Here is a 17,416-nt window from a genome sequence, read left to right as displayed (position 1 = left end):
AACAAATACCTCCCCGCTGGACCCTGGCGCAAGCCAGGGTCTGGTGCCCTCATAAATTTTATCACTCTCAAGGAGGACGTTTCCTCAATGCATATTCATGAGTATCAGGCCAAGGGTGTACTGAAGTCCTTTGGTGTGCCTGTACCGGAAGGTTATCTGGCCGTGGGCATCGAAGAGGCCGGTGAAATGGCTGCAAGGCTTCCTGGTCCGGTCTTTGTCGTCAAATCGCAAATTCATGCCGGCGGCCGCGGCAAAGGCTCGTTCAAGGAACTGGGCGAAGGTGCAAAGGGCGGCGTGCGTCTTGCTCGTTCGATTGCAGAAGTTCGCGAACACGCCGCTGAAATGCTCGGCAATACACTGGTGACGATCCAGACCGGCCCTTCAGGCAAGCAGGTCAACCGTCTCTATGTCGAGGATGGATCGCAGATCGAGAAGGAATTCTACCTCTCGCTTCTTGTCGACCGCGCAACCAGCCGGGTTTCGTTCGTTGTCTCCACCGAGGGCGGCATGGACATCGAAACCATCGCGCACGACACACCGGAAAAGATCCTGACGTTCTCGGTCGATCCGGCAACGGGCATTTTGCCCCATCATGGCCGCGCCGTTGCCAAGGCGCTTGAACTTGACGGCGATCTCGCCAAACAGGCGCATACACTCGTCGCAAAGCTCTATACCGCGTTCACTGCCAAAGACATGGAGATGCTCGAGATCAATCCGCTGATCGTTTCGAAGGACGGCCAGCTGAAATGCCTCGACGCCAAGGTCAGCTTCGATTCCAACGCGCTCGCCCGTCATCTCGACATTTTCGAAATGCGCGATGAGACCGAAGAGGACGCCAAGGAGATAGAAGCGTCGAAATATGACCTCTCCTATATCACGCTCGATGGCAGCATCGGCTGCATGGTCAACGGCGCCGGCCTTGCCATGGCGACCATGGACATCATCAAGTTCTACGGCGCAGAACCAGCCAACTTTCTCGATGTCGGCGGCGGCGCCACGGCCGAGAAAGTTGCTGCGGCATTCAAGATCATCACCGCGGATCCGAATGTAAAAGGCATCCTCATCAACATCTTCGGCGGCATCATGCGCTGCGATGTAATTGCGGAAGGCGTGATCGCTGCCGTCAAGGAAGTGGGGCTGACGGTACCGCTCGTTGTTCGCCTTGAAGGCACCAATGTGGACGAGGGCAAGAAGATCATCGCAGCATCGGGGTTGAACGTCATCCCCGCTGACGATCTCGACGATGCCGCCCAGAAAATCGTCAATGCAGTCGGAGGCTTGAACTGATGTCGATACTGATCAACAAGAACACCCGTCTCCTCTGTCAGGGCTTTACCGGCAAGACCGGCACCTTCCACAGCGAACAGGCGATCAAATATGGCACCCGCATGGTCGGCGGCACCTCCCCTGGCAAAGGCGGAACGTCACATCTCGGTCTGCCCGTCTTCGACACGGTAGCGGAAGCACGTGAAGCGACCGGAGCTGACGCCTCGGTTATTTACGTGCCGCCTTTCGGCGCGGCGGACGCTATCTGTGAGGCGATCCAGGCCGAAATTCCGCTGATCGTCTGCATCACCGAAGGTATTCCGGTTCTCGACATGCAGCGTGTCAAACGTGCGTTGAGCGGTTCGAAATCCCGACTGATCGGCCCCAACTGTCCGGGCATCATGACTGTCGATGAATGCAAGATCGGGATCATGCCCGGCTCCATCTTCCGCAAAGGATCCGTCGGCATCGTGTCGCGCTCGGGCACGCTGACATATGAGGCAGTATTCCAGACCTCGCAACAGGGTCTTGGCCAGACCACCGCAGTCGGCATCGGTGGCGATCCCATCAAAGGCACCGAGTTCATTGACGTGCTGGAGATGTTTCTCGCTGATCCGGCGACGGAATCAATCGTGATGATCGGCGAAATCGGCGGGTCGGCTGAAGAAGAAGCCGCGCAATTCCTCGCCGACGAGGCAAGACGCGGACGTTCAAAGCCAACGGTCGGGTTCATTGCGGGGCGGACAGCACCTCCGGGCCGGCGCATGGGCCATGCCGGGGCCATCATCTCCGGCGGCAAAGGTGGCGCAGAAGATAAAATCAGCGCCATGGAAGCGGCTGGCGTCCGGATCGCCTCCACACCGGCGCGTCTTGGCACAACGCTGGTCGAACTCCTGAATGAGCGTTCGATATCTCCACGCCTGTCGGCAACCGGTTGATGGATCGAGCACCGGATCAGACCGCCATGTCGCTTGAAAATCGCTGCCGCGAAAGGCTTGCCGCCTTTCGCGCGCGGCTGACCGACGAACCGCGCTACAATCCGGTGGCACAGCTCTCCTTCGAACTGTCGCGTGATCTCGAAGCGGGCACGCTCAGCAGACAGGAGTTGGCCGGCCTCATCCATACTCTCGGCAAGGCCAGCTTTCAGGCTCGCGCCCTCGCCCTCGCGGGTTATGTCGGCCCGCTCGATATGGTTGAGAATCGCAAGCGTCTGACGTTCGCCATCGAATCCCTGCTAGGCGATGAAGGCACGTTCGAGGAGGATCTTGCCGTCCTTCGTCGTTGCCAGCTTGGCTTGGTGTTCACAGCACATCCAACCTTTCTCCTGTCGCGCCGCCAGCGCAACATGCTCGCCCGCCTCGCCAATGGCGAAATCATTGCAGACGATGAAACAGGTTTGGGTCCTGATCGCCCGATTACGCTGGATGACGAGCATGAAGCGGTGCTTATGGCGGTTGATAGAGCCAGCGACGCGATCGCCGAATTTTCGAGAGTATCGATTGATATCCTACGCAAACGCCATGGAGACAGATGGCGGGAGGCGCAGATCGGTTTCGCCGGCGTCGGCACCTGGGTCGGTTACGATCTGGATGGACGCACGGACATAGCCTGGATCGACATGTTTCGCTTCAGGCTTGCTGAAAAATCGCGGCAGATCCGTCGCTATGAAGCTTCAATCGCCCGGATACGCGCAAAGCCCGGATGCGGATCGGCGACCGGAAACAAGCTCGGAGAGATGGCCCTCAAGCTCGAGCGGCTCCACGCATGGAGCGATCTTGTGCTTGAGGCCTTTTCGCAAATGCCGCTTGATCCGTCAGCCCTTGAGGCCGCTTCGGAGATGTTGACGACCGATCATCCTGACCGGATCGTCAGCATCGATCCCTTGCTCACCATGCTGGATGAAGTGGTCGCCGATGCCTCCGACGAGATCGCGCTGGACCTGCTCATTCTGCGCAGCGAGATGGCAGCGCTCAGCTTTGGCGTGGGTGAAGTTCACCTGCGTATCAATGCGACACAGCTTCATAACGCCATCATGCAGTATCTGGACCTTGATTCCGAAGAACAGATCGGCAGTCGATCCATTCTCGAAATGCTTGGCGAACTCATCCGCGATGCCGACAAGTACCAGGTCAACTTCGCCTCCCTCGATATCGAGCAAAAAACTGCACTACGTCAGTTCCTGCTTGCCGCCCAGATTCTCAAGCACGTCGATAGCGACTCCTCCATTCGTCTATTGATTGCCGAGTGCGAAAACCCGGCAACTGTTCTTGCCGCGATGTGCTTCGCCCGGCTGTTCGGCGTCGATCGCAAGCTCGATATATCGCCGCTGTTCGAGACGCCCACAGCGCTGGAGAACGCAGCCCGCTTCTTCGACGTGCTTTTCGCCATTCCTGAGTACCGGGACATCGTGCGTGCTCGCGGTCGCATAGCGATACAAACCGGCTTTTCCGACTCGGGTCGTTTCATGGGCCAGATTCCGGCGGCTCTCGCCATTGAACGCGTCCAGGGGCAACTGGCGCGTGCATGTATGCGTCACGAGCTCACTGATGTCGAAGTCCTCATTTTCAACACGCATGGCGAATCTGCCGGCCGCGGCGCCCACCAGCGCTCATTCATGGACCGGACCTTCTACGTGCTTAGCCCATGGATCCGCCACCAATACCGCGATGCCGGCATTGCTCTGAAACATGAGGTCAGTTTTCAAGGCGGCGACGGATATCTCTATTTCGAGACGCCGGAGCTGGCTCTTGCCACGTTGACGAGACTTATCGAATGCGAGGTGCCGGCACGCGGCGCGCCCGAAGATGACATGCTCTACGCCAGGACGAGCTTTTCCTTCGACTTTTACCGGCGTATTGCAAATTTTCATGATCATCTTCTGAATGACCGGGCCTATCACAGAACGCTAGGGTCGTTTCCGCAAGGGCTTCTCAACGAGACCGGTTCGCGCAAATCGCGCCGGCAGTTCGATGTCGCCGGCGCCGAAGTCCATCAGGTCAGGAAAATCCGTGCGATCCCCCATAATGCCATCCTGCAGCAACTCGGTTACCCGCTGACTGTGGTCTCCGGTTTCGGAAGTGCCGTGCGCGGTGATGAGGACCGCTTCGTGGAAGTCTATAAGGGGTCGGATCGCCTGCGCCGGCTTACGTCTCACGTTTTTGCCACGAAACAGAAGTCGAGTATCAAGGCGCTTGCCGCTTTCGCAACCATTTACGATCCCGCATTCTGGTCGTCGCGACCTTATGCCGGCGCCGAGCCGCATCTCGCCGCACCTTGTCTTTCGATAACACAGCTCCTTGAAGGTGATGAGAGGGCGACGGCCATAAGTGCGCTGGCGGTCAAGTTAAGGATCGATGCCATCTGGCTTCATCGCATCTTGGACGCGGTCGAACTACCTGCGGGCAAGCCGCGGGAGTCGGAACATGAGCGTAGCGATATGCTGCAGGCCATACGCCTGGCACTATTGCAGCACATCTTTCTGATGGCCGCGCGCGTTCCGCGATTTTCGACACGCAACGATATTTCCCGCGATGACATCATGGAGCTGATCTTCAGCCTGCGCATATCCGAAGCTGTAGAATTGCTTCGCGGTGCCTATCCCGGCGACCCCGTCGATATGAAGAACTATCGCCTGAGCGAGCCATTCACCTATCCAGGAGAACGCCCCTCGAACTATGCCGATCTCAGCGCACGGTTGATCGACCCGATTGCCGATACGTACACCGCCATTCTTGAAGCCGGCACAGCGCTGGCTCTTGATTTCGGCGCGCATGGGTAACGCAGATGGTTGCAAAAACTCGCAAAATGACTTCAATGACTTAAATATGGTATTATACATTCCAAATATAAATGGAGATGACCCGACGTGAGCCCGAGAACCCACATGCGTTGGCCGCTGGCCGATGACGTCACCCCGGACCTCGTCCTTGAGCCCTTTGCGGCCGAGCCGAACTTCAAAACGCGCATTTATGCGACATTGAAACAGGCCATCGCCAATATGGACATCTATGCCACGTCGGAAGATACCTGGCTCGACGAACGGCAATTGGCCGATCGGCTTGGTGTTAGCCGTACACCCATCCGCGAAGCGATCGCGATGTTGGAGCAACAGGGGTTTGTGAAATCCATCCCTCGCCGCGGCATCATGGTATTGCGCAAGACAAAGCGTGAAGTAATCGAAATGATCCAGGTCTGGGCTGCTTTGGAGGCTATGGCTGCCCGCCTCGTCTCGCTCAATGCCAGCGGCAAGGATATTGCACGCCTGAGGACGCTCTTCGAAAAGTTCCATGAGGGCCACAAGCCGGCCGATTATCTGGGCGAATATTCCGAAGCCAATTTGCAGTTTCACCAGACCCTGATCCAGATGACGGATTCGAAAATTCTCCGGGAAACGACCGAGAACATTCTCCTCCACGTTCGTGGCATCCGGAAGATCACCATCGGGCGCGACGACCGCGCATCCCAGTCGATCAAGGATCATCTGGCGATCATCGCGGCGTTGGAAAAGCGCGATACCGAGACGGCCGAAAAGCTTTGCCGCGATCATACGCTCGGCCTCGCGGCCTACGTGGAGAAGCACAGCGAAGGTATTTTCGATTGAGTGTCTGACCGCCCGCCGGGCCAGACTCCTTACTTCCATCCCACATCCGGAGATGCGGCAATGATCGGCCTTCCCGAAAGCATGACTGTGATTGCCATCAGCGAACCGGGCGGTCCTGATGTTCTCAAAGCGGAACAGCGCCCTATTCCTGCCGCTGCGGAAAACGAAATCCTCATTCGTGTTGCTGCCGCCGGTGTCAACCGCCCCGATGTGTTCCAGCGCGCGGGTAGCTACCCGCCGCCGAAAGGCTCCTCCGACCTGCCCGGTCTCGAAGTTGCGGGCGAGGTAGCGGCCGTGGGAACGGGTGTGTCGCGATGGAAGGCGGGAGACAAGGTCTGCGCCCTGACACCGGGTGGCGGTTACGCCGAATACGTAGCTGTCGACAGCTTGAGTGCGCTACCGATCCCCGACGGACTTTCATTTGTTGAAGCCGCAGCCATACCGGAAACCTTCTTTACCGTTTGGCACAACGTCTTCGAGCTTGGCGCCTTGAAGCAGGGTGAAACCCTGCTGATCCATGGTGGCGCATCGGGGATAGGAACGACCGCGATCATGCTTGCCAAGGCATTCGGTGCGACGGTGATCGTAACCGCCGGGACGGACGAAAAATGCGCCGCTTGCCGCGAACTCGGCGCGGATACGGCAATCAATTACCGCACGGCGGATTGGTTGGCAGAGGTCAGGGACGTGACCGGGCGGCAAGGCGCCAACGTCATCCTCGACATGGTCGGCGGCCCTTATATCGAGAAGAACTACCAGGCGGCCGCGATCGGCGGACGGATCGTCAATATCGCATTCCTGCAAGGCTCACGCGCCGATGTCGATTTCATGCGCCTGATGATGAAGCGCCTGACGCACACCGGCTCAACGCTACGCGCGCAGTCTCTCGAGGCAAAGGCGCGGATCGCCGCCGAGCTTGAAGCCAATGTCTGGCCGCTCCTTGCCGAGGGTAAATGCCAGCCGCTGATCCACGCGTGTTTTCCATTTACCGAGGCAAGCCAGGCTCACACATTGATGGAAGCCAATACCAATATCGGCAAGATTGTCCTGACAATTGAAGAGAACCGGTAATTTTTAGAAGCTGGTCAGCTTTTTGCGCAAGATGGCGTGATTCCTGCGCAAGACTTGCCAATTCCTATGCAAGAAATGCCGAAACTCATATGGTTTTTGCAATCGTAGGTTTAAATTTTGGTGTAGAGACGCGAAACCACGTCACTACACGTACCGATTAAGCCGGCTGCAATTCAGGCAAGGATCGAGCGCCATGAGAAGCAGCAGCTTTATCGAGCCCGCTCTTCATTGGCTTGCCGGCGACGTAAACCTCTGAAACAGAACGATCATCGCCCATGGTCTGGAGGATGAAAAGCTCCTCTGCCAAGGTCGTGGCCGTCCTCATGCGCAATTCCATTGCCGGTTTGGCACGGCTGTCGAGAATGGTGATATCGGCATCTGCCCCCGCCCGCAGCGAACCGATGCGATCCTCAAGACCTAGTGCACGGGCATTGCCGAGCGTCATCATGTAGTAGGAAGCGAATGGTGAGAGGCGCTGGCCCTGCACATGCAAGACCTTGTAGGCCTCGCTCATCGTCTCGAGCATGGAGAAGCTGGTTCCGCCACCGACATCGGTCGCGACCGAAGTACGCGCACCGAGTTCTTTGAACCGACCTTGGTCAAACAAGCCACTGCCGAGGAACAGATTGGAGGTCGGGCAGAAAACCGCAACCGACCGCGCCTCGGCCAGCGCCGAAATTTCCCGGTCCGAAAGGAAGATGCAGTGACCAAGCAGGGTTTTGGGCCCGAGCAGATCATAGTTCGCATAGATGTCGGTATAGTCCCTAGCCGAGGGATAGAGCGAAGTTGCATAGGCAATTTCGTCTTTATTTTCAGATAGATGCGTCTGAACGTAACATTCTGGATGTTCGCGCACCAAAGCACGGCTGATGTCCATCTGCTCCGGTGTCGAGGTGATGGCGAAGCGCGGACTGATTGCGTAATGCGCGCGTCCGCGGCCATGCCAGTTGGCGATAAGAGCCTTGGTGTCGTCATAGCCGGATTGCGGCGTATCGCGCAGCGCGTCGGGCGCGTTGCGATCCATCATGACCTTGCCGCCGATCATCAGCATGTTGCGCTTCTCAGCGGCAGCAAAGTAGGCATCGACGCTTGTCCGGTGAACCGAACAATAGGCAGCGGCTGTTGTCGTGCCGTTGCGCAGCAGTTCGTCCATGAAACGGCCGGCGATGAAATCAGCATGCGCAGTCGACGAAAATTTCTGCTCTTCGACGAATATATACGTATTCAACCACTCCATGAGCTGTGCGCCGTAGGAGGCGATCGCCTGCGTCTGCGGAAAGTGCAAATGAGTGTCGATGAAGCCAGGCAGGATCAAATGAGGACGGTGGTCGACGATCTGCACCTGCGGACCCGCAACCGACGCCAAAGCTGCGTATTCGCCAGCTTCGACAACCTTGCCGTTCTCGACCAGCACCGCGCCATCCTCGAAATAGCTATAGGCTGACTGATCGTCGATGCTTTTCGGCTCGTCGACGAAAGTCAGCACGCGGCCGCGCAAAAGCAATCTGCTCATTGAACTGTTCCTCCCTGAACTGTGGTCTCATACCAGCTGGCGAGCAGGCGGCGTTCTTCGTCGGTAATGCCGCTGACATTGGCCGGAGGCATTGCGTGCGAGCGTCCAGCCTGCAGATAAATCTCACGGGCATGCGCCGCGATCTCGCTGTCGGTTTCAAGCACGACACCCTTAGGCGGCACAATGATGCCCTCCCAGCCGGGTTCCTTGGCGTGGCACATCGAGCACCGTCCGAGAATGGTGTCCTTCACCTTGGGGAAGGCTTCCGCGGAGATAAATGGCTGCTGGACTGCCGATACTTTCTCTTCGGCGCCTTCGCCGGACAGGACCTTCGGCACGGTCGACAGCCACATGATGATGACGAAGAGGATCGCGGTAACCAGCCACGTCCACGTCGGTTCCCCCTTGCGCGCGTGCCGAGTGTTGAACCAATGGCGGATCGTGACGCCCATCAGGAACACCAGCGAGGCAATGATCCAGTTGTACTTCGTGCCGAATGCCAGTGGATAGTGATTCGACAACATCAGGAACAGCACTGGCAAGGTCAGGTAATTGTTATGGGTCGAGCGCTGCTTGGCCTGCTTGCCCAGCGCGGGATCCGGAACTTTTCCTGCGATGAGGTCTGCAACGACCTTCTTCTGGTTCGGGATGATGATCATGAACACGTTGGCGGACATGATCGTCGCCGTAAACGCGCCGAGATGAAGAAACGCCGCACGCCCGGTAAACAGCTGCGTATAGCCCCAGGCCATGCCGACCAGCACGAAATACAGTAGCAACATCAGCTGCGTATCGTTCCTGCCGAGCGGCGACTTGCAGATCGTGTCATAGACGATCCAGCCGCCGAAGATCGACGCGAGTGAGATCGCAATTGCGACTGGACGGGACACATCCAATACATGAGGATCGATCAGGTAGAGATCGGCGCCCGCATAATAGACGATGCAAAGCATGGCAAAGCCAGAAAGCCACGTCGCGTAGGATTCCCATTTGAACCATGTCAAATGTTCCGGCATCTGCTCGGGCGCCACCAAATATTTCTGGATGTGATAAAAACCACCGCCGTGGACTTGCCACTCCTCGCCATGGGCACCGGCCGGAAGGTCCGGACGCTGGCGCAAGCCAAGGTCGAGCGCCACGAAATAGAAGGACGAGCCGATCCAGGCAATGCCGGTGATCACATGCAACCAGCGAACGGCGAAGTTCATCCAGTCCCAGGCAATAGCGTATTCGTACATGCGGCTCTCCCATTTATTGTGCAGAGTATGTGCCAAAGCCTATGCTCATGTGAAACACAGTAATGGACCCATCTCTTTCAAAAAAATCTTTAAAATGCTAGATCATCAGACAGTGTAAGGCTTCGGGCGAAAATAATGTCGTACCTTGATAACCTTCGTGTTTTTGTTCGCGTCGTCGAACTTGGAAACCTTTCTGCCGCCGGACGCGACCAGCGCGCTTCTCCGGCTGTCGCCAGTAATAGGATCAAGGAACTCGAGCGTCATCTTGGTGTCCGTCTTTTCAATCGCACGACGCGCAAACTGACGCCGACCGAACACGGCCGCGTATTCTACGAGGGCGCGGTCAAGATCATCGAGGCAATCAATGAGGCCGAAGCGGCGATTGCCGATCTCTCGAAAAAGCCCAAAGGTGCAATTCGCATCACTGCACCGCTTGGCATTGGCCGGCGCCTGATCGCATCCGGCATTCCGGAGTTCCACGACAAGTACCCGGATATCGAGGTGCGGCTGCGATTGTCAGATCACAACGTCGATATCATGAGCGAGGGTGTCGATGTTGCCTTCAAGCTCGGCATCCTCGAAGACTCCAATTTGCGCATGCGCGGCATCATGAATTGCGAAAGGGTAATCTGCGCGTCGCCCGATTATCTGGAAAGGCGCGGTATACCCTTAACGCCTGATGATCTGATAGCCGAACATCATGATTGTCTGCTGCTACGCTATCCGGGCTCCAAAGAATATTTCTGGACGCTGCAGATGCCCGAAGGTACTCGCAAGCTGGAAGTCAGCGGTCCTTATGACTCCGATGATGGCGATGTACTGACACAATGGGCGCTTGAGGGTCGCGGCATCATCAACAAACCGTTGTTTGAAGTGAAAAGCCATTTGAATGACGGAACGCTGAAAGCGATCCTCGAAGACACGCCTCCGGCCAGTATTCAGCTCGCAGCAATCTACCCGCACAAGCGTTTCCAGGATCCGAAGGTCCGGCTGATGATCGACTTCATGACCGAGCGCTGTCAGCGCCTGGTCAATGCAATGTTGGAATAAGAGCTCACCTCAGGCTGGAACGCGCCTACGTTCTTTGGGTGCAACATTTGGCGTAAGGCGATAGTTCAACGCCGAAACCATGATTTCAGCCGCCGCTAGAGCGGCAATGACAGTAGGACGCTTGTCCTTCACGGCAGTCCCGCCGACCGGACAAACCAGCCTGTCGAAAAACTCCGGACGACCCACCTCACGTGTCAACCAGTTGCGAAATGTTGCGCGTTTCGTCCTCGACCCGATCATTCCGACGTAGGACGCATCGTTCCTGGCAAGTGCTTCGGCCGTAATCAAGAAATCCAGTGCATGGTCGTGGGTGAGGACCACGAATGCACTTCCCGCTGGCGCATCACGAACGACCGCTTCAGGCATAGCCGTCAGGCAGGTTTCGATGCCGGGGACCTGCGTGGCGGAAAGTTCCTCTTCGCGTGTGTCGACCAATATCGTTCGCAGCGGGACCAGTGAAAGCGCCATGGCCAGTGCATCACCGACATGACCGGCACCAAAAACATAAACATGCGGCCGCTGGGCGATCTCAAGGTCAACCTTCTCGGTCAATGTCATGGCCACAGCTCGATCAACCTGTTTGAAGCCCAGTGAGACACGGCCACCGCAGCATTGGCCAATCTCCGGTCCGAGTGGGATCGTCATTTCATCCATTTGGGCGCCGTTTTCGAGCGCCCTGCGCGCGTGATCAATTGCCATGAATTCGAGCTGCCCACCGCCTATGGTGCCAAAAATGCAATCCGCTGCCACCAGCATCCAGGCTCCGGCTTCGCGCGGAGTGGAGCCGTCTGCGGCTTCCACCTCAACGAGAACGGCTTGCTTGCGTCGATTCAGAAAGTCCCGGATATCGTCGCGGTTCGTCGGCATGGGATTTCACCGTTCCTTGCCCGCCGACCGCAAACGTTCTACCGCCAACAATACACGCTCTGGTGTGGCCGGGGCATCGAGGCGCGGTGAAATTCGATAGTCCGCTACACTGGCAACTGCCATTGAAATCGCCTCCAGCACGGAGATCGCCAGCATGAAGGGCGGTTCGCCCACTGCCTTGGAGCGGCGGATCGTTTCCTCGCGGTTGACCGACCAGCTCACGAGATTGACATTGAACGTGCGTGGGCGATCCGATGCCAGCGGTATCTTGTACGTGGACGGTGCGTGCGTACGCAGCCGCCCCTTGGCGTCCCACCACAACTCTTCCGTCGTCAGCCACCCCATGCCCTGCACGAAGGCACCTTCGACTTGGCCAACATCAAGTGCCGGGTTCAACGACTTACCGACATCGTGCAAGACATCGGTACGATCGACTTGATATTCGCCGGTCAGCGTGTCGATGCTCACCTCGGATACCGAAGCGCCATAGGCGAAGTAGTAGAACGGACGGCCCCTGCCCTCCGCCCGGCTCCAGTGGATTTTTGGCGTCTTGTAAAAGCCCGCTGCCGAAAGCTGTACGCGAGCGCCGTAGGCGGATTTGATGAATTCGGGAAATGGAATGAGCCTGTCAGCTACTCTGACCATATTTGGTTCGAAAAAGATCTGCTCCTTGGCAACACCATAATGCTCCACGGCAAACTGGACGAGGCGCGCCTTGATCTGCTGAGCCGCATTGGCTGCGGCCATGCCATTGAGATCCGAACCCGAAGAGGCAGCGGTCGCAGAGGTATTTGGAACCTTTGCGGTTGTTGTTGCTGTTATTCTGATGCGGTCGAGATCGACCTGGAATTCGTCGGCCACAACCTGCGCCACCTTGGTGTTCAGCCCCTGTCCCATCTCGGTACCACCATGATTGAGGTGGATCGAACCATCGGTGTAAACGTGAACCAGCGCGCCAGCCTGATTATATTCCGTTTTGGTGAAGGAGATGCCGAACTTCACCGGTGTCAGCGCTATACCCCGCTTGATGATCCGACTGTGGCGATTGAAGTTGATAATCGCCTCGCGCCGCGCCGCGTATTCAGACGAATCTTCAAGCTCCGCAATGATCTGCGGGATAATGTTATCTTCGACTGTCTGATGATACGGCGTAAGATTGCGACCCTCGCCGCCATAAAAATTGGCCTTGCGAATTTCCAGCGGATCCTTGCCAAGCGCATAGGCGATCTCTTCGATCATGCGCTCGCCGCCAACCATGCCCTGCGGACCGCCGAAACCGCGAAAGGCCGTGTTGGAAACGGTGTTGGTTTTTAGCGGCCGCGATCGTAGCCGGACATTGGGGTAGAAGTAGCAATTGTCGGCATGGAAGAGAGCACGGTCCGTGACAGGGCCGGATAAATCCGCCGAGAACCCGCAGCGCGCCGAAAACGTGGCATCTACCGCTGCAATGCGTCCCTCGTCATCGAAGCCCAGTTCATAGGCCACATGGAAATCGTGACGCTTGCCTGTCGCAACCATGTCGTCGTCGCGATCCGGCCGGATCTTTACCGCCCTCCGGTATTTCTTGGCTGCAATCGCCGCGACCGCCGCAAAGAGATTGGCCTGTGTTTCCTTGCCGCCGAAGCCGCCACCCATGCGTCTCACGTTCACTGTCACCGCATTTGAGGGAACTCCGAGAACATGGCCAACCATATGCTGCGTTTCGCTCGGGTGCTGCGTTGAGGAAAAAACCGTCACCTCGTCATCCTCGCCAGGAATGGCAAAGGCAATGTGACCCTCCAAATAGAAATGATCCTGTCCGCCAATGCGCATCTCGCCGCTCAAACGGTTCTTCGCGCCAGCAAGTCCAGCGGCTATATCGCCGCGTTCCAGCTTCAGAGGATCGATCACCAGCGGATAGTTGGCCTTTTCCGCTTCCAGTACATCGACGACGTGGTCAAGATCGCGATACTCGATTTTGACCTTCGATGCTGCCTGACGCGCAATTTGCCGCGTTTCTGCAATCACCGCGAATATGGGCTGGCCGTGGAATTCGACCTTGCCGATAGCGAAGACGGGATCGTCATGTTTGCCCGCCGGGCTAACGTCGTTGTGGCCCGGGATATCGTCAACCGTGAGCACGCCGATTACACCGGCGCACGACTTCACTGCCTCAAAATCAATGGACAGGATTTCCGCATGCGCACGCTGCGACAGACCGAGATATGCATACAGCGTATCGGACGGCTCTGGCATGTCATCGATGTACTCCGCCGTACCGGAGACATGCTTGTGGCCCGACTCGTGCGGTTGTTTTTCATGAACGCCGCCGCGGATACGGGTAATCGGCTGAATTGAATTCATCACACGCTCCTCACCCAAATGCCGCTTCGTAGCGGTTCAACCGGACATGCTCGCCGCCTGTCTCAAGGTAGAAACGCCGCAACAGGTTCTTTGCGACCAAGAGGCGATAGTCAGCAGAAGCGCGCCAATCGGTCAGCGGCGTGAAATCAGTGGCGAAAACTGCTGCTGCCTTTTCAATAGCGCCCTCATCCCAAACGGCGCCGGTCAACGATGCCTCGACCGCGCTTGCACGCTTGGGAGTTCCGGCCATTCCGCCAAATGCGATGATTGCGTTTTCCACCCGGCCCCGTTCATCGAGAGAAATCCGGAATGCGCCACAGACCGACGAAATGTCTTCGTCCAGCCGCTTCGAAATCTTGTAGACGCCGTAAAGATCGCGGGTGTCGAGATACGGGATATGGATCGCTTCCACGAACTCGCCGGGTGCACGATCCTGTTTCCCGTATTCGATGAAGTAATTCTCAATCCGCACGGATCGCCGGGTTTTGCCTTTGCGCAACAGAACGGTCGCACCAAGACCGATCAGAGCTGGGGGCGTGTCACCGATTGGCGAGCCGTTGGCGACGTTGCCACCGACGGTCCCCATGTTGCGAACCTGCTCACCGCCAATGCGATTCCAGAGCTCTGTCAACTGCGGGAAATGGCGGATGATGACCGGATAGGCCTCCGTATAGCTGACACCAGCGCCAAGCGTCAGACCGTCATCGCCCTCAGTTATCAGCCGCAACTCGTCGAGATGCGACAGGAAAACAACCGGTCCGATCTCGCGCATGAATTTCGTCACCCAGAGACCGACATCCGTCGAGCCCGCAACAATCGTAGCGCCAGGATTGCGCTCCAGCACGTCCGCGAAATCGTCGACATTGGCGGGAAGAACAAGCTGTTGCTTGCCCTCACCGAGGACGACACGCTTGCCATCTTTCAACGCAAGCAGTTGTTCGGTAACGCGTGCACGCTCAGTGACAAGTGGATCCCTGTTCAGATCGCCAATGTCGGTAACGCCTTCCGCGGCCCGGATGATTGCGGCATAGCCAGTGCAGCGGCAGAGATTACCCTGCAGAGCCTTTTCGATTTCCTGGATATTCGGCTTCGGATTTTGCATCCAAAGACCGTAGAGCGACATGACGAAGCCGGGTGTGCAGAAACCGCACTGCGAGGCATGAGTATCAACCATCGCCTGCTGCACCGGATGCAACGTTCCGTCCGATCCAGCGAGTGCCTCGACCGTCACGACATGGCAACCATCCAGCGAGCCAACGAAACGGATGCAGGCGTTGACCGATTCATATTTGAGCTGACCGTTGAACAGGCGTCCCACAAGGACTGTGCAAGCGCCGCAATCGCCCTCCGCACATCCCTCCTTGGTGCCACGCAGTTTGCGGTCAAGCCGGAGAAAATCGAGGAGAGTTTCGGTCGGAGAAACATCGGTGCGTTCGACAACCTTGTCGTTGAGCAGAAACCGGATGCTATTGCGGATTTGAAGTTCCATGTGGAATCAGCTCCCCCGATAGGTTGAATAGCCGAAAGGAGCGACAAGCAGTGGCACGTGATAATGAACATTCTCATCATCGACCCCAAAGCGGATCGGGACTACGTCGAGAAATGGCGTCTGGCCATTCGCAGGCTGGCCGCCGAAGTATTCGCCTACATGGAACCGAAGCTCATAAGCACCTGAGCGCATGTCAGCGCCAGTCAATAACGGTTTGTTGCAGCGTCCATCTTCATTGGTGCGTGTGCTGTGCAAAGGCTGAAGGCGGTCACCATCGACGCGAAAGAGATCGATCCGCAAGCTGGCGGCGGGCTTGCCGCTGGCTGTATCGAGCACATGGGTCGTCAGGCGACCGGCAACTTCATCGTGAAGGCTCATGTGTATTCCTCCCTCCCGCGGAGTACTTCAATTTCCATCACTCAATTTGCCCCTTGGCATCGGTTCCGGGTAGGCGGCGCCTGATTGCAGGACTTTCAAAATTTTCTGGGGGAATGCCTCGCGCATTAATTGAGTATTCAGAGTGGAATAGCGATTTGAGGAGGGACGACGTTGGCGAGATATCCCCGCGACATGCATGGCTACGGCGCAAATCCACCGCCGGCCAACTGGCCAGATAATGCGCGCATCGCCGTTCAATTCGTCGTCAACTACGAAGAAGGTGGCGAGAACTGCGTTTTGCATGGCGACGCCGCCTCTGAAGCTTTCCTGTCAGAGATTGTCGGGGCGCAAGCGTGGCCTGACCAGCGCCACTGGAACATGGAGTCGATCTACGAGTATGGAGCGCGCGCCGGGTTTTGGCGCCTGCATCGCTTGCTGACAACGAAGAACGTGCCCGTCACGGTCTACGGCGTGGCGACAGCCTTGCAGCGGTCGCCTTCGCAAGTTCAAGCCATGCTTGATGCAAACTGGGAGATTGCGTCGCACGGCCTGAAATGGATCGACTACAAGGATTACAGTCCTGACGCCGAACGTGAACACATGCTCGAGGCGATCCGCATCCACACTGCCGTTACCGGCCAACGTCCCCGCGGCTGGTACACGGGTCGATGCTCGGCGAACACAGTCGATCTGGTGACCGAAGAAGGTGGATTCGACTATGTTTCCGATTCCTATGCTGACGACCTGCCCTATTGGCACGAATTCGGCGGCAGACAGCAGCTCGTTGTTCCCTACACGCTGGACACCAACGACATGCGGTTTGCGACACCGCAAGGGTTCAATGCTGGTGATCAGTTCTTTTCCTATCTGAAGGACAGTTTCGATACGCTCTATACGGAAGGTGAAGCCGGTTCGCCAAAGATGATGAACATCGGTCTCCATTGTCGTCTCGTCGGCAGGCCGGGACGCATTGCAGCCCTTGCCCGTTTCATCGACTACGTTCAAAGCCACGAGAAGATCTGGCTCGCTCGTCGCATTGACATCGCGCAGCACTGGGCCACGAACCACCCCTATAAACCGCAGCGAGTGCAGCCATCGACAATGTCCGAGGACGCATTCGTCTATTGCTTTGGCGGGGTGTTCGAACACTCAGACTGGATTGCAAAACGGGCATACACGGCCGAGCTCGGACCATCCCACGACAACGTCACTGGCCTGCACGCAACGCTTTGCACGGCATTTCGCACCTCGTCGGACAACGAACGCCTCGGCGTCTTGAATGCCCACCCGGATCTCGCCGGAAAACTGGCGCAAGCCAAGCGCCTGACGGAAAGCTCAACCTTGGAACAGGCTTCGGCTGGCCTCGACGCGCTGACCGGCAACGAGCGGGAACAGTTCACCGCGCTCAACACGCGATATGTCGAAACCTTCGGATTCCCGTTCATCATCGCCGTGAAGGGCCGAAGCAAGGACGAAATCCTTTCCGCCTTTAAAACGCGGATCGCCAATGATCGCCAGACAGAATTCAACACAGCGTGCCGGGAGGTGGAGAAGATTGCCCTTCTGCGCCTTCAAGACATGTTGGCAAACTGAGGAATGAA

The 17,416-nt window shown here is 57.3% G+C and carries 13 protein-coding genes; 7 read left to right on the top strand and 6 right to left on the bottom strand.

What is annotated here, in order from left to right; genetic code table 11:
* Window positions 1-87: 87 nt before the first annotated feature.
* From sucC to PHA01_RS19670, 5 genes are all read left to right on the top strand, one after another.
* Window positions 88-1,287, top strand: a complete 1,200-nt coding sequence (gene sucC, locus PHA01_RS19690) for an ADP-forming succinate--CoA ligase subunit beta (RefSeq protein WP_271898059.1) — start codon at window positions 88-90, stop codon at window positions 1,285-1,287.
* Window positions 1,287-2,204, top strand: coding sequence for a succinate--CoA ligase subunit alpha (gene sucD, locus PHA01_RS19685; RefSeq protein WP_271898058.1), 918 nt, complete (start codon window positions 1,287-1,289; stop codon window positions 2,202-2,204). The genes sucC and sucD overlap by 1 nt, the downstream gene beginning before the upstream one ends.
* Window positions 2,204-5,044 carry a phosphoenolpyruvate carboxylase gene (locus tag PHA01_RS19680; RefSeq protein WP_271898057.1) on the top strand — a complete coding sequence of 947 codons (2,841 nt, stop codon included), beginning with the start codon at window positions 2,204-2,206 and terminating at the stop codon, window positions 5,042-5,044. The genes sucD and PHA01_RS19680 overlap by 1 nt, the downstream gene beginning before the upstream one ends.
* A 105-nt stretch (window positions 5,045-5,149) precedes the next feature.
* Complete coding sequence (locus PHA01_RS19675; RefSeq protein ID WP_112532300.1) at window positions 5,150-5,866, top strand: GntR family transcriptional regulator; 717 nt, start codon at window positions 5,150-5,152, stop codon at window positions 5,864-5,866.
* Window positions 5,867-5,926: 60 nt separating this feature from the next.
* Window positions 5,927-6,937, top strand: coding sequence for an NAD(P)H-quinone oxidoreductase (locus PHA01_RS19670; protein WP_271898056.1), 1,011 nt, complete (start codon window positions 5,927-5,929; stop codon window positions 6,935-6,937).
* 157 nt (window positions 6,938-7,094) lie between these two features.
* Here the strand turns inward: PHA01_RS19670 and guaD are convergent, their stop codons facing one another.
* Window positions 7,095-8,450, bottom strand: coding sequence for a guanine deaminase (gene guaD, locus PHA01_RS19665; RefSeq protein ID WP_271898055.1), 1,356 nt, complete (start codon window positions 8,448-8,450; stop codon window positions 7,095-7,097).
* Window positions 8,447-9,688, bottom strand: a complete 1,242-nt coding sequence (locus PHA01_RS19660; RefSeq protein WP_271898054.1) for a urate hydroxylase PuuD — start codon at window positions 9,686-9,688, stop codon at window positions 8,447-8,449. The genes guaD and PHA01_RS19660 overlap by 4 nt, the downstream gene beginning before the upstream one ends.
* Window positions 9,689-9,823: 135 nt before the next feature.
* Here PHA01_RS19660 and PHA01_RS19655 point away from each other — a divergent pair, with 135 nt between their 5' ends.
* The gene (locus tag PHA01_RS19655; protein ID WP_271898053.1) at window positions 9,824-10,738 is read left to right on the top strand and encodes a LysR family transcriptional regulator; all 915 of its coding nucleotides are present in this window, start codon (window positions 9,824-9,826) and stop codon (window positions 10,736-10,738) included.
* Between the two features lie 9 nt (window positions 10,739-10,747).
* Here the strand turns inward: PHA01_RS19655 and xdhC are convergent, their stop codons facing one another.
* Genes xdhC through uraH form a run of 4 tightly spaced genes read right to left on the bottom strand, consistent with a single transcriptional unit; the run spans window position 10,748 to window position 15,815 of the window.
* Entirely contained in the window at window positions 10,748-11,605 is an 858-nt protein-coding gene (xdhC, locus tag PHA01_RS19650; protein ID WP_271898052.1) for a xanthine dehydrogenase accessory protein XdhC, read from the bottom strand.
* A gap of 6 nt (window positions 11,606-11,611) precedes the next feature.
* On the bottom strand, window positions 11,612-13,948 hold the full coding sequence (gene xdhB, locus PHA01_RS19645; protein WP_271898051.1) for a xanthine dehydrogenase molybdopterin binding subunit: 2,337 nt from the start codon (window positions 13,946-13,948) through the stop codon (window positions 11,612-11,614).
* 10 nt (window positions 13,949-13,958) lie between these two features.
* Window positions 13,959-15,437, bottom strand: a complete 1,479-nt coding sequence (gene xdhA, locus PHA01_RS19640) for a xanthine dehydrogenase small subunit (RefSeq protein WP_271898050.1) — start codon at window positions 15,435-15,437, stop codon at window positions 13,959-13,961.
* A 6-nt stretch (window positions 15,438-15,443) separates the two neighbouring features.
* Window positions 15,444-15,815, bottom strand: a complete 372-nt coding sequence (gene uraH / locus PHA01_RS19635; RefSeq protein WP_271898049.1) for a hydroxyisourate hydrolase — start codon at window positions 15,813-15,815, stop codon at window positions 15,444-15,446.
* 192 nt (window positions 15,816-16,007) lie between these two features.
* On the opposite strand from uraH, the gene puuE reads away from it, so the two are divergent.
* On the top strand, window positions 16,008-17,408 hold the full coding sequence (gene puuE, locus PHA01_RS19630) for an allantoinase PuuE (protein ID WP_271898083.1): 1,401 nt from the start codon (window positions 16,008-16,010) through the stop codon (window positions 17,406-17,408).
* Window positions 17,409-17,416: the final 8 nt, after the last annotated feature.

The organism is Candidatus Phyllobacterium onerii, assembly GCF_028331445.1.
Lineage (GTDB): Bacteria > Pseudomonadota > Alphaproteobacteria > Rhizobiales > Rhizobiaceae > Phyllobacterium > Phyllobacterium onerii.
This window is presented reverse-complemented; position numbering and strand designations above follow the sequence as displayed.

Excerpts from the sequence above, each read along its gene's own strand:
- sucC (WP_271898059.1), top strand. The coding sequence starts at position 88 with ATGCATATTCATGAGTATCAGGCCAAGGGTGTACTGAAGTCCTTTGGT.
- sucD (WP_271898058.1), top strand. The coding sequence starts at position 1,287 with ATGTCGATACTGATCAACAAGAACACCCGTCTCCTCTGTCAGGGCTTT.
- PHA01_RS19680 (WP_271898057.1), top strand. The coding sequence starts at position 2,204 with ATGGATCGAGCACCGGATCAGACCGCCATGTCGCTTGAAAATCGCTGC.
- PHA01_RS19675 (WP_112532300.1), top strand. The coding sequence starts at position 5,150 with ATGCGTTGGCCGCTGGCCGATGACGTCACCCCGGACCTCGTCCTTGAG.
- PHA01_RS19670 (WP_271898056.1), top strand. The coding sequence starts at position 5,927 with ATGATCGGCCTTCCCGAAAGCATGACTGTGATTGCCATCAGCGAACCG.
- guaD (WP_271898055.1), bottom strand. The coding sequence starts at position 8,450 with ATGAGCAGATTGCTTTTGCGCGGCCGCGTGCTGACTTTCGTCGACGAG.
- PHA01_RS19660 (WP_271898054.1), bottom strand. The coding sequence starts at position 9,688 with ATGTACGAATACGCTATTGCCTGGGACTGGATGAACTTCGCCGTTCGC.
- PHA01_RS19655 (WP_271898053.1), top strand. The coding sequence starts at position 9,824 with ATGTCGTACCTTGATAACCTTCGTGTTTTTGTTCGCGTCGTCGAACTT.
- xdhC (WP_271898052.1), bottom strand. The coding sequence starts at position 11,605 with ATGCCGACGAACCGCGACGATATCCGGGACTTTCTGAATCGACGCAAG.
- xdhB (WP_271898051.1), bottom strand. The coding sequence starts at position 13,948 with ATGAATTCAATTCAGCCGATTACCCGTATCCGCGGCGGCGTTCATGAA.
- xdhA (WP_271898050.1), bottom strand. The coding sequence starts at position 15,437 with ATGGAACTTCAAATCCGCAATAGCATCCGGTTTCTGCTCAACGACAAG.
- uraH (WP_271898049.1), bottom strand. The coding sequence starts at position 15,815 with ATGAGCCTTCACGATGAAGTTGCCGGTCGCCTGACGACCCATGTGCTC.
- puuE (WP_271898083.1), top strand. The coding sequence starts at position 16,008 with ATGCATGGCTACGGCGCAAATCCACCGCCGGCCAACTGGCCAGATAAT.